Consider the following 13396-nt stretch of genomic DNA (forward strand, 5'->3'; position numbering starts at 1 on the left):
TGCTCGATGGGGTTCTGGGTGGCGGCGACCATAAAGAGAGGTGGCAGCCGCCAGCTCTTTTTGCCCACGGTGATCTGGTGTTCGGCCATGGCTTCCAGCAGCGCTGATTGTACCTTGGCTGGCGCCCGGTTGATCTCGTCTGCCAGCACCAGATGGTTGAAGAGGGGGCCTGGCTGGAAAACAAAACTGGCATCCTGCGGGTGAAACACCTCGCTGCCGGTGAGATCGGCAGGAAGCAGGTCGGGGGTAAACTGGATACGGGCAAAGCGCCCTTCGACGGCGCCAGCGAGCGCCTTGACGGCGCGGGTTTTGGCAAGGCCGGGGGCCCCTTCGATTAACACATGTCCTTCACATAACAGGGCAATCAGGAGCCCTTCTATTAGCTCCTCCTGCCCCAGGATCTGACTGCCAAGATAGTCCCTAAGTGCTCTGAACTCGGCCGCTGCCATGCGATAAACCCGTTGTTTTTATGGAAGTTGATCTTTTTATACTCCAGTTGCTCCCCAAGGGCGAGCAAAGGGGCCTTGCCGTGCTTAATTTAGTTTCAATCAGCTGTATGAAACTTGTGATTGGATTGTTAAGATGTGGCGCAATGAGGTCAGACCTCTGCCTTTTAAACCAAGGAGCCAGGATGAAACAGCCATTGAAACTGACGACTCGCCAGGGCGAACGGATTGCCGTCGTGGCGGGGCTGCGTACCCCCTTTGCCAAGCAGGCCACCGCCTTTCATGGCGTGCCTGCAGTCGATCTCGGCAAACTGGTGGTGAGCGAGATGCTCGCCCGTACCAATCTCGATCCCAAGCTTATCGACCAGCTGGTGTTTGGTCAGGTGGTTCAGATGCCGGAAGCCCCCAACATTGCCCGTGAAATCGTGCTTGGCACCGGCATGAGCGTCAATACCGATGCCTATAGCGTCTCCCGCGCCTGCGCCACCAGTTTTCAGGCGGTGGCCAACGTCACCGAATCCATCATGGCGGGCACTGTGGATATCGCCATCGCTGGCGGTGCGGACTCCTCCTCCGTGCTCCCTATCGGAGTGAGCAAGAAGCTGGCCCGCGCCTTGGTGGATCTCAACAAGGCGCGCAATCTGCAGCAGCGCTTCAATATTCTACGTCAGCTGCGGGTCAAGGATCTGCTGCCGGTGCCGCCTGCCGTGGCGGAATACTCTACTGGCCTCTCCATGGGACAGACCGCCGAGCAGATGGCCAAGAGTCACCAGATCAGCCGCGAGGCGCAAGATGCGTTAGCTCATCGCTCCCACACTCTGGCCGCGCAGGCTTGGGCCGATGGCAAGCTCAGTGGCGAGGTGTTTACCGCCCATGTACCGCCCTACAAGTCGCCGCTGGAGCGGGACAACAATATCCGTGAAAGCTCGGATCTCGCGAGCTACGCCAAGCTCAAGCCGGTGTTTGATCGGGTTCATGGCACAGTGACGGCTGCCAACGCCACGCCGCTGACCGATGGCGCTGCCGCCGTGCTGCTGATGCGCGAAGGGCGGGCGAAAGAGCTGGGCCTCAAAACGCTGGGCTATATCCGCAGCTTCGCTTTCTCGGCCATCGATGTGTGGCAAGACATGCTGATGGGGCCCTCCTACGCCACGCCGCTGGCGCTGGACAGAGCCGGCATCACGCTCAGCGATTTGACTCTGATCGACATGCACGAAGCCTTTGCCGCCCAGACTCTGGCCAACCTCAAGATGTTTGCCAGCCACGAGTTTGCCCGTGACAAGCTGGGCCGCGATCAGGCCATCGGCGAGGTGGACATGGAGAAGTTCAACGTCCTCGGCGGTTCGCTGGCCTATGGCCACCCCTTTGCCGCGACCGGTGCGCGGATGATCACCCAGACCCTGCACGAGCTGCGTCGTCGCGGTGGGGGATTGGGGCTCAACACCGCCTGTGCGGCGGGTGGATTGGGCGTGGCTATGGTGTTGGAGGTTGAATGATGAGCGCTAAGACTTTTTCCCTGGACGTTCGCAAAGATGGCATCGGCATCCTCACCATGGATGTGCCGGGCGAGAGCATGAATACCCTGAAAGCCGCCTTTGTCGAGGAGATCCGCTCCGTACTGGACGAGGTAAAACGCAACAAGGATTTGATCGGGCTGGTGATCACCTCCGGCAAGAAGGACTCCTTCATCGCCGGCGCTGACATTACCATGCTGGCCGCCTGCACCAGTGCCAAGGATGCCGAGACCCTGTCACGAGAAGGGCAGGAGATCTTTGCCGAGATCGAGGGGCTGACCATTCCGGTGATCGCCGCCATTCATGGCCCCTGCCTCGGTGGCGGGTTGGAGCTGGCGCTGGCCTGCCATGGTCGGGTGGTGACCGAGCACGGTAAAACCGTGCTGGGATTGCCGGAAGTGCAGCTCGGTCTGCTGCCGGGCTCTGGCGGTACCCAGCGTCTGCCGCGCCTTATCGGGGTGGCCAAGGCGCTGGATCTGATGCTGACCGGCAAGCAGGTGCGGGCCAAACAAGCCAAGAAATTGGGGCTGGTGGACGATGTGGTGCCGCCGTCAATCTTGCTGGATGCTGCCATCAAGCTGGCCAAGAAGGGCAAACCGCGCCATCAGTTGAAACGGGATCTGCAGGGCAAGGTGCTGGAGACCAACAAGCTGGGTCGCAAGGTGCTGTTCGATCAGGCCAGCAAGGGGGTGAAAGCCAAGACCCGCGGCAACTATCCGGCGCCGGAGCGGATCCTGGATGTTGTGCGCATCGGCGTGGAGGAGGGGATGAAGGCCGGTCTGGCCGCTGAATCCCGCCACTTTGGCGAGCTGGTGATGACTGCTGAGTCTGCCGCCCTGCGTTCCATCTTCTTTGCCACCACCGAGATGAAGAAAGAGGTCACCTATCAGGGAGCCGAGCCGCGCAAGGTGGCCCATGCCGCCGTGCTGGGCGGTGGTCTGATGGGGGGCGGCATCGCGTTCGTCACCGCTACCAAGGCGGGCGTGCCGGTGCGGATCAAGGATGTGGCAAGCGCCGGGATCGGCAATGCCATGCGCTACAGCTATGACATTCTGGCCAAGAAGCTCAAGCGCCGTCATATCCTGCGCAGCGAGCTGGAAAAGCAGATGAGCCTGTTGACCGGTACCCTCGACTACTCCGGTTTCCACCGGGTGGACATGGTGGTGGAGGCGGTGTTTGAAGATCTCAATCTCAAACACCAGATGGTGAAGGACGTGGAGCGTGAGTGCGGTGAGCACACAGTGTTTGCCTCCAACACCTCTTCCTTGCCCATCAACCAGATTGCGGCAGAGGCGGCGCACCCAGAGCGAGTCGTGGGGCTGCACTACTTCAGCCCGGTGGACAAGATGCCGCTGGCGGAGATCATCCCCCACGCTGGCACCAGTGCCGAGACGGTCGCTACCACCCTGGCTTTTGCCCGCGCCCAGGGCAAAACGCCCATCGTGGTGAAGGACGAAGCCGGTTTCTACGTCAACCGCATCCTGGCGCCCTACATGAATGAGGCGGCAAGACTGGTGCTGGAAGGGGAGCCGGTAGAGGTGCTGGATAGCGCGCTGCTGGACTTTGGCTTCCCGGTTGGCCCCATCACCTTGCTCGATGAGGTGGGGATCGATGTGGGCGCCAAGATCTCCCCCATCCTTGAGAAAGAGCTGGGCGGCGAGCAGTTCCAGGCGCCCAAGGCGTTCGACAAGCTGCTGCAAAATGATCGCAAGGGACGCAAGAACGGCAAGGGCTTCTATCTCTATGGCAAGGCGGCACCGCGCAACAAGCTGACTGGCAAAGAGGGCAAGAAGACGGTGGACGAGAGCGTCTATGGCGTGCTCGGCATCAAGCCGTCTGCCAAGCTGGCCCGTCAGGAGATCGCCGAGCGCTGCGTGCTGCTGATGCTCAACGAAGCGGCCATGGCGCTGGATAGCGGTGTGGTGGCGTCGGCCCGTGATGGTGATATCGGTGCCATCTTCGGCATCGGTTTCCCGCCTTTCCTTGGCGGCCCGTTCCGCTACATGGACACGCTTGGGATTGATCATCTGGTTGGCCGTCTGGAGTATTACCAGAAGCGCCATGGCGACCGGTTTGCCCCTTGTGCCCGCCTCAAGGCGATGGCCGCGGAGCAGCAAACCTTCTACTGATAACCGCTGCAGATTGATCGCAAGCTAAAGAGGCCCGCACACCATGCGGGCCTCTTTCTATGTTGTGGTTTGTTCGGGTTATTCAGGTGGTGCTGCGATGATGCAGGCAGAGGCGAAGGCCGAAAAAATGGCCCACCGAAGTGGGCCATTTGCGAGGTAGCATGGTTCAGATACCCGGCTTACGCTCCGGGCAGCGGCCGATGATATCTGCAGGCAGATCACCGTTATCCTGCTCCAGCACCACGTCGAATCCCCACAGCTGATGCAGGTGTTTGAGCACCTCATGGCGTGAGTCGCCAAGGGGTATGCGGTTGTGGGGCACATAGCGCAGGGTGAGGGAGCGATCCCCCTTCACGGCAACGTTGTAGACCTGAATATTGGGTTCCAGATTGCTGAGGTTGTATTGGGCCGACAGGGTATTGCGCACCTGACGGTACCCCTCGTCATTGTGGATGGCGGAGACCTTCAGATAGTTCTTCAGATCGTCGTCATCAATAGCGAACAGCTTCATATCCCGCATCACTTTCGGGCTTAAGAACTGGCTGATAAAGCTCTCGTCCTTGAAGTTCTGCATGGCAAAGTGGAGGGTGTCGACCCAGTTGCTGCCGGCATAGTCGGGGAACCAGTATCTATCTTCCTCGGTCGGGTTCTCGCAGATGCGGCGCAGGTCGGTAAACATGGCAAACCCCAGCGCATAAGGGTTGATCCCCGAGTAGTAGCGGCTGTTGTAAGCAGGTTGATAAACCACGTTGGTGTGGCTATGCAGCACCTCCATCATGAAGCGATCGCTCAGCTTGCCCTCGTCATAGAGGTGATTGAGGATGGTGTAGTGCCAGAAGGTGGCCCACCCCTCATTCATCACCTGAGTCTGCTTTTGCGGATAGAAATACTGGCTTATCTTGCGCACGATGCGCACCACTTCCCGCTGCCAGGGCTCCAGCAAGGGGGCATTCTTCTCGATAAAGTAGAGAATGTTCTCCTGGGGTTCGGCGGGGTAGCGCCTGTCCTCCACACCAGCGGCTTTATGCTGCTTGGGCAGGGTTCGCCACAGCTCGTTGACCTGAGTCTGCAGATAATCTTCCCGCGCCTTCTGACGCCGCTTCTCCTCAGCCATCGAGATCTTCTGTGGACGCTTGTAGCGATCCACCCCGAAGTTCATCAGGGCATGGCAGGAGTCGAGCAGCTGTTCCACCGCCTCGATGCCATGCTTCTCTTCGCACTGGGTGATGTAGTTCTTGGCGAACAGCAGGTAGTCGATGATGGAGGAGGCATCGGTCCAGGCCTTGAACAGGTAGTTGTTCTTGAAGAAGGAGTTGTGGCCGTAGCAGGCGTGTGCCATCACCAGCGCCTGCATCGGCATGGTGTTCTCCTCCATCAGGTAGGCGATGCAGGGATCGGAGTTGATGACGATCTCGTAGGCCAGCCCCATCTGGCCGCGCTTGTAGTTGCGCTCGGTATGGATAAAGCGCTTGCCGAACGACCAGTGCTGATAGCCGATGGGCATGCCGACGCTGGAGTAGGCATCCATCATCTGCTCGGCGGTGATCACCTCGATCTGGTTGGGGTAGGTATCCAGCTTGTAGAAACGGGCGACCCGGGCGATCTCCTGGTGATAGGTCTCCAGCAGATCGAAGTTCCAGTCTGGTCCGTCATCCAGTGGCGCTACACGTTTTTCTGTTTCGATCATGTGGCCTCCTCACGCCGCTTGTTTCTTGAACAGCTCGCGGAACACCGGATAGATATCCTCGACCTTGCGAATGTGCTCCATCGCAAAGTGGGGGAACTGGCTGGCTACCGACTCATATTCGTGCCACAGGGTCTGGTGGGCACGGGTGGTGATCTCGATGTAGGAGTAGTACCTCACCCTTGGCATGATGTCCCGCGCCAGAATTTCACGGCACTGCGGTGAGTCATCAGCCCAGTTGTCACCATCCGACGCCTGCGCCGCATAGATGTTCCACTGGTTGGCGGGGTAACGCTCATTGATGATGTCGTTCATCATCTTGAGGGCGCTGGATACGATGGTGCCGCCAGTCTCCTGGGAGTAAAAGAACTCGTGTTCATCCACCTCCTTGGCCTGGGTATGGTGGCGGATATAGACCACCTCGACGTTCTTGTAGGTCCGGCTCAGGAACAGATAGAGCAGGATATAGAAACGCTTGGCCATCTCCTTGGTGGCCTGATCCATGGAGCCCGAGACGTCCATCAGGCAGAACATTACCGCCTGGCTGGAGGGGACGGGCCGTTTGACGAAGTTGTTGAATTTGAGATCGAAGGTGTCAATAAACGGCACCGCATCGATCCGTCGTTTCAGCTCTCTGATCTCCTTCTCGAGCAGGGCTATTTCGGCAAAGTGCTCGTTGGGATCGGTGGCCAGCAGTGCCAGTCGCTCTTCCAGTTCATGCAACTGGCGCTTTTTGCCAGCTTGCAACGCCATGCGCCGTGCCAGCGAGTTTTGTAGCGAGCGCACCACGTTGATATTGGCGGGCACTCCGTTGGAGGTGTAGCCCGCCCGATAGGTTTTGACTTCCATCAGCTGATTGAGCTGGGTTTTCTGCAGCCTGGGCAGCTCCAGATCTTCAAACAGCAGATCGAGATACTCATCCTTGGAGATTTGGAACACGAAATCGTCCGCTCCTTCCCCCTGATTGGATGCCTGCCCCTCGCCGGAACCTTGTCCACCGCCCCCTCCTTTGGGGCGGTCAATCTTGTCGCCGGAGACGAATTGATCATTGCCGGGATGCACCATCTCCCGTTTACCGCCGTGCCCCTGATGAAAATGGGGCTCGCCGATATCCTTGGTCGGGATGCTGATGCTCTCGCCCTTGTCTACGTCCTGAATGCTGCGCTTGGAGACAGCATCCGAGACCGCTTGTTTTATCTGCTTCTTGTAGCGGCGGATGAAGCGCTGCCGATTGACAGCGCTTTTGTTTTTGCCGTTGAGCCTGCGGTCGATAAAATGCGCCATAACTCCCCCTTGAACAGTCAGGGTCAGGATGACTTGCGTACCCTGAGATACCATTCGGAGAGCAGTCGCACCTGTTTGCGGGTGTAGCCTTTCTCCATCATCCGTTCGACAAAGTTATCGTGCTTCTTCTGCTCCTCGGCCGAGGTTTTGCTGTTGAAGGAGATAACCGGCAGCAGCTCTTCCGTGTTGGAGAACATCTTCTTCTCGATCACGGTGCGCAGCTTCTCGTAACTGGTCCAGTTGGGGTTACGGCCTGCATTGTTGGCCCGGGCACGCAGCACGAAGTTGACGATTTCGTTGCGGAAATCCTTCGGGTTGCTGATCCCGGCGGGTTTTTCAATTTTCTCCAGCTCGCTGTTGAGAGACGCTCTGTCAAACAGCTGGCCGGTTTCGGGGTCACGGTACTCCTGATCCTGGATCCAGAAGTCGGCGTAGGTGACGTAGCGATCGAAGATGTTCTGACCGTACTCGGAGTAGGACTCGAGATAGGCGGTCTGGATCTCCTTGCCGATGAACTCCACATAGCGCGGGGTCAGATAACCCTTGATGAACTCAAGGTAGCGATCGTGCAGCTCTTGCGGGAACTGTTCGCGCTCGATCTGCTGCTCCAGCACATAGAAGAGGTGCACCGGGTTGGCGGCCACTTCCGCGTGGTCGAAGTTGAAGACGCGGGAGAGGATCTTGAACGCAAAACGGGTAGAGAGACCATTCATCCCCTCGTCCACACCGGCGTAGTCGCGATACTCCTGATAGCTCTTCGCCTTGGGGTCGGTGTCTTTCAGGCTTTCGCCATCATAGACCCTCATCTTGGAGTAGATGCTGGAGTTTTCCGGCTCTTTCAGCCGTGACAACACAGAGAACTGGCCCAGCAGCTCGAGGGTGCCCGGGGCGCATTTGGCCTCGGTCAATTCGCTGTTGATCAGCAGTTTCTCGTAGATCTTCACCTCTTCGGAGACGCGCAGGCAGTAAGGCACCTTGACGATGTAGACCCGGTCGAGGAAGGCTTCGTTGTTCTTGTTGTTGCGGAACTGCTGCCACTCGGATTCGTTGGAGTGGGCCAGCAGAATGCCGTCAAAGGGGAGGGCGGAGAGCCCTTCGGTGCCGTTGTAGTTACCCTCCTGGGTTGCTGTCAGCAGCGGGTGCAGCACCTTGATGGGGGCCTTGAACATCTCCACAAACTCCATCACCCCCTGGTTCGCTTTACACAGCGCACCTGAGTAGGAGTAGGCATCGGCGTCATCCTGGGCGAAGTGCTCCAGCATGCGGATGTCGACCTTGCCGACCAGTGAGGAGATGTCCTGGTTGTTGTCATCACCGGGTTCAGTCTTGGCAATGGCGATTTGATCGAGGATGGAGGGGTTGACCTTCTCCACCTTGAACTTGGTGATGTCGCCGCCAAACTCGTGCAGGCGTTTGGCCACCCAGGGGGACATGATGGGACGCAGGTAACGGCGCGGGATGCCGTACTCTTTTTCCAGGATCTCCCCATCCTCTTCGATGTCGAACAGGCAGAAGGGGTGATCGTTGACCGGTGAGCCCTTGATGCGATAGATGGGCACCTTCTGCATCAGGGATTTGAGTTTCTCTGCCAGCGAGGATTTACCGCCGCCAACGGGGCCCAGCAGATAGAGGATCTGTTTCTTCTCCTCCAGCCCCTGGGCGGAGTGTTTGAGGTAGGAGACGATCTGTTCGATGGCCTCTTCCATCCCGTAGAAATCCTTGAAGGCGGGATAGCGTGCCACGACGCGGTTGGAGAAGAGTCGGCTCAGTCTGGGGTTGGCTGAGGTGTCTACCATCTCCGGCTCACCAATGGCGGTCAGCAGACGTTCGGCTGCGGAGGCGTAGCAGGCTTTGTCCTGCTTACACATATCCAGGAACTCCTGGATGGTATATTCCTCTTCTCTCGCTTTTTCATATCGCTGTTGGTAATGCTCGAATATGCCCATAACTTTGCCCTCGTTATAGTCGCTTACCCTGAAAAAAGTGGATGACTGCTTTTGTGTTGTGCGCTTTTAAAGCCTAGTCAACAGACTCCAGTAATCCATCACGGTTGATAGGTTAAATTCTGAAGAAACCTGCCCGATCCTTGTGCGGGGAGGGTCAGTCAACAACACCGCTATGTTACTGACTGTTAAATTATTTTTGCCACGATAGTGAGGTAAATGTCAAAGACATAAAAAATAAATGTTTATGGGAAACAGGGAACTTATTGCGAAAAGATTAAGGGGTTTGACGAAAGGCAATGGGGCTGCGGGTTAGCGGGGTTATGAATGAAAACGTCATTACGTGTACGTCAACGTAAATCACTTTGTTTGGAGTTTTGGCTCTAATTTTTACATTGACGCTACATTTTGAGTGCCCTAGATTGGCGATGTGTGAGCAGCAAGACGCTTTAGCAAGAGAGTTGACTGTTGCCTCACCAAGCTCTGTTTAAGCACGTTTCCGTTGGCTTGACCCTCGCAACCGCGAGGGTCTTCTTTTTCTGCGTCTGTAAACGCTTGTTTCTGCTGGTGGCTATTGACGCCGCCAGCACTCATCTAGCAAGGGTAGGCTTGTTGCACTGCCGCCAGGACGCTTGCAAACGGGTGCGCGGCCAACTGGCCTGCACCCGCCAGCGATTTGGCTTTGACCCGGCTGGTCAGCGGTGTGGTGATGCCGCACAGGAAGCGGGCCAAAACACGCGCATCCACGGAACCGGTCTTGGCAATCAGCGGATCGCACCAGGCGCGGATCCCCGCCTCGTTTGGCATGGTCAGTGAGGGCAGGGGCGGGAGATGCGCCACCTCGCCGCGACAAACCGAACAGTGGCCACAATGAACCGGCGCCACTTCATCGGCAAAATAGCGGGCGAGGCGGTGGCTCAGGCACTCACTTGAGGTGAAAAAGTCGAGCATGGCTTGCAGTCTTGCCAGCTCGCTCTGCTCTTTTTGCAGGAACAGGGCGTGCAGGGCTTTTGCTTCCTGCTCGTTGTCCCACCCCTGACGGGTGATCCGGTAGACCTCGGTCATCTGTTTGCTTTCAAGCTCGATCCAGCCTTGCTGCTGCAGGTAGTCGAGCGCCGCAACCGCCCGCTGTCGCTCTCCCTGATAGCCCTGCCAGAGGGCGTCAAAGTCCATGGTGCACCAGCTGCGGGCTTGCGGGGCGCAGGCGAACAGTTGCTCTAGAAACTGGCGACGATCCGGATTGAAGCGACTCACAATCTCGTCTTTATCCAGCACAAACTTGAAGCGATAGTCGGCGTAGTAGCTGTAGGCCGGGGTGATGATGCCCGCCATCTCCAGATAGACCAGCAAGGTTTTAAGGGGCAACTGGCGGATATTGGTGTCGTTGGAGAGACGCAGCAGGGTGAATTCCCACTCGCTCCCGCTCTGCTTGATGATGGCAAGGAGCTGGAGGATGGCACTCAAATCCGGCGTATCGCAGTAGACGAAGTTCTCCAGCACCGGCAGCTGGCTCTGGTTGGCCAGCACAATACAGCGCGATGGCTGGCCATCCCGTCCGGCGCGGCCAATTTCCTGGCTGTAGTTCTCGATGGATTTGGGCAGATCGTAGTGAATGACCCGCCGGATATCTGCTTTGTCGATCCCCATGCCAAAGGCGATGGTGGCGACGATGCAATCCACCTTGCCCGCCATGAAGTCGTGCTGGATCTGACTGCGCAGCGCCGAGTCGAGTCCGGCATGATAGGCGCGGGCGTTGATCCCTTCTCTAATGAGTTGCTCGGCGCAGGCTTCGGCGGTGTGTTGCAAGGTGACGTAGACGATGGTGGGGGCCCTTGGATCGTTGGCCAACTCCTGCGCGAGCCAGCTATCCCGCGCATCGGGCGACCGGGGAATGACTGCCAGATCAAGATTGGGGCGATAGAAACCGGTGACCACGACCCCCTCCGGCGCGATGCCGAATTTGGTCTGCATATCCTGAATCACCGCCGGTGTGGCGGTGGCGGTGAGCAGCAACACCTGCGGGATCTTCAGGTCATGGCGATAGCTCGGCAGCTTGAGGTAGTCGGGGCGAAAGTTGTGGCCCCACTCAGAAATACAGTGCGCCTCATCAACCACCAGCAGTGATAGGGGCACTTGCTGGATAAAACGGCGAAAGCGCTCGTTCTTGAGTCGCTCCACCGAGATCATCAGGATCTTGAGCTGGCCATCCAGCGCCTGCTGCATCACTCGTCGGCTCTCCTCCGGGCTCTGGCTTGAGTCGAGGGTGGCGGCGCTTATTCCCTTGCTTTTAAGGAAGGCGAGTTGATCGTGCATCAGCGCCAGCAGCGGCGAGATCACCAGGGTCAGATGGGGCAGGGCGAGGGCAGGCAGTTGATAACAGAGCGACTTGCCGGAGCCGGTGGGAAAGATGGCTGCGGCACTCTGACCTGCCAGCACCCGGCTGATCACCGCCTCCTGACCTGGCCTGAGTGCGGAGAAACCAAAATATTGGTTGAGCAGGGATGTGATCATGGCAAGGCTCCGCGGCAAATGGGGGATGATAGCACAGCGACACCGGTCACGGGTGGCACAGGAATGGTCGTGAGGGTGAGGGCAGAGAGTGTCGATAAAACGTACAAAAATGGGTGGTTGCGCTGTGGTTAAGGTTTTGTTGCGGTTTTTTGTGATGGAAACGGGATATTTTTTGGTGAGTCTCTGGAAAAAAAAGATGGCGAATGGGATATTCCGACATGCAATCCGGTGACTGGCGGATCGGCCCGACAGAAGGCTGGCCACAGACACCACATCCGGGCGACAGGGGTCTCCCGATGAGTGGTTGCAGACAGGACTCATGATTCATGCACTACGGTGCTTAGGGACTTTTTTGATGACACAACAACACCCCCTCCTTCGGCTGGTCAATAGCACCAGCCTGGTCAGCCAGATCCTGGTTGGTCTGGTATTCGGTATCTTGCTGGCACTGTTTGCGCCCGAGTGGGCGAAAACGGCAGGTCTGCTCGGCAGTCTGTTCGTTGGTGCACTGAAAGCGGTAGCCCCGCTGCTGGTATTCGTACTGGTGATGGCGGCCATCATTGGTCACAAGCAGGGTCAGAAGACCAATATTCGCCCGCTGCTGGCGCTCTACCTGTTTGGTACCTTCTCTGCGGCCGTGGTCGCGGTGATTGCCAGTTTCCTGTTCCCCTCCAACCTCCATCTGGTGGCCAATACTGCCGAGATCACCCCGCCAGGCGGGATCACCGAGGTGCTGCAGACCCTGCTGTTCAACGTGGTGACCAACCCGGTCAAGGCGCTGATGGATGCCAACTATATCGGGATCCTGGCGTGGGCCATCGGTCTGGGTATCGCCATGCGCCATGCCAACGAGAGCACCAAGGCGCTGATCACTGACCTGTCTCACGGTGTCTCCGCCATCGTGAAAGCGGTGATCCGCTGTGCCCCGCTCGGGATCCTGGGTCTGGTTGCCTCCACGCTGGCAGAAACCGGCTTTGATGCCCTGTTTGGCTATGCTCAACTGCTGGTGGTGCTGATCGGCTGCATGCTGTTTATCGCCTTTGTGGTCAACCCGTTGATCGTCTTCTGGAAGATCAAGCGCAACCCCTATCCGCTGGTGCTGACCTGCCTCAAAGAGAGCGGTGTGACCGCCTTCTTTACTCGCAGCTCTGCCGCCAACATTCCGGTCAACATGGCGCTGTGTGAAAAACTGCGTCTGCCGGAGGATACCTATGCGGTCTCCATTCCGCTGGGTGCCACCATCAACATGGCGGGTGCTGCCATCACCATCACTGTGCTCGCCATGGCGGCGGTACATACCCTGGGGATGGAAGTGGACATGGCAACGGCTGTGCTGCTCTCCGTGGTTGCCACCGTCAGCGCCTGTGGCGCATCCGGTGTCGCCGGTGGCTCCTTGCTGCTGATCCCGCTGGCCTGCAGCCTGTTTGGCATCAGCAACGACATCGCCATGCAGGTGGTGGCCGTCGGCTTTATCATCGGCGTGTTGCAGGATTCTGCTGAGACAGCACTGAACAGCTCCACCGACGTGCTGTTCACCGCCGCTGCTTGCATGGCCGAAGATGAAACCCTGCTGGATGTGGCTCCGGTACCGAGCCGCGAAGCCTGATCTCGTAGGGTCAGTTTCACAACACACTTGCGCCCTCTTCGGAGGGCGCTTTTTATTGCCGGATTTGCTCTCTTTTCCTCTTTGATCAATCTCATTGGCTGATGTGCCGGATATTCTGTCGCCCTTGTCCAGGGTGCTGCCTTATCTGTATCCCTTCGAGTTGTGCTTACTCCCTCTGTTGTGCGTCACACACCTTTGTCTGCTCTGCCAACAGCCGATTGCTATGGCTTAGCCCAGATCTTCAAGACAATCACATCATCACATCATCACATCATCACA

8 protein-coding genes are annotated in these 13396 nt (G+C 57.9%); 3 read left to right on the plus strand and 5 right to left on the minus strand.

All coding sequences use genetic code 11. The annotated features are described in order from the left end of the window. On the minus strand, positions 1–449 hold a 449-nt coding region (locus G5253_RS11785), incomplete at its 3' end, for an AAA family ATPase (RefSeq protein WP_421203374.1). Positions 450–631: 182 nt separating this feature from the next. Between G5253_RS11785 and fadI the strand changes: the two genes are divergently transcribed. Together fadI and fadJ are read left to right on the plus strand one after the other, a co-directional pair. Next, entirely contained in the window at positions 632–1942 is a 1311-nt protein-coding gene (gene fadI, locus G5253_RS11790; protein ID WP_266135041.1) for an acetyl-CoA C-acyltransferase FadI, read from the plus strand. Continuing rightward, complete coding sequence (gene fadJ / locus G5253_RS11795) at positions 1942–4089, plus strand: fatty acid oxidation complex subunit alpha FadJ (protein ID WP_216980303.1); 2148 nt, start codon at positions 1942–1944, stop codon at positions 4087–4089. The genes fadI and fadJ overlap by 1 nt, the downstream gene beginning before the upstream one ends. 166 nt (positions 4090–4255) lie before the next feature. Here fadJ and G5253_RS11800 read toward each other — a convergent pair whose 3' ends face one another. The 4 genes from G5253_RS11800 to G5253_RS11815 form a co-directional block, all read right to left on the minus strand. Then, complete coding sequence (locus G5253_RS11800; protein WP_043819943.1) at positions 4256–5776, minus strand: SpoVR family protein; 1521 nt, start codon at positions 5774–5776, stop codon at positions 4256–4258. 9 nt (positions 5777–5785) lie between these two features. Further along, positions 5786–7057, minus strand: coding sequence for a YeaH/YhbH family protein (locus G5253_RS11805; protein WP_021230168.1), 1272 nt, complete (start codon positions 7055–7057; stop codon positions 5786–5788). A 23-nt stretch (positions 7058–7080) separates the two neighbouring features. Next, on the minus strand, positions 7081–9003 hold the full coding sequence (locus tag G5253_RS11810) for a PrkA family serine protein kinase (protein WP_005333223.1): 1923 nt from the start codon (positions 9001–9003) through the stop codon (positions 7081–7083). A 591-nt stretch (positions 9004–9594) separates the two neighbouring features. Then, positions 9595–11511, minus strand: a complete 1917-nt coding sequence (locus tag G5253_RS11815; RefSeq protein ID WP_266135040.1) for a RecQ family ATP-dependent DNA helicase — start codon at positions 11509–11511, stop codon at positions 9595–9597. A gap of 355 nt (positions 11512–11866) precedes the next feature. Here G5253_RS11815 and sstT point away from each other — a divergent pair, with 355 nt between their 5' ends. After that, positions 11867–13117, plus strand: coding sequence for a serine/threonine transporter SstT (gene sstT, locus G5253_RS11820; RefSeq protein ID WP_124929511.1), 1251 nt, complete (start codon positions 11867–11869; stop codon positions 13115–13117). The last annotated feature ends 279 nt before the right edge of the window (positions 13118–13396 follow it).

Source organism: Aeromonas sp. 602658, assembly GCF_049173005.1.
GTDB lineage: Bacteria > Pseudomonadota > Gammaproteobacteria > Enterobacterales > Aeromonadaceae > Aeromonas > Aeromonas veronii_A.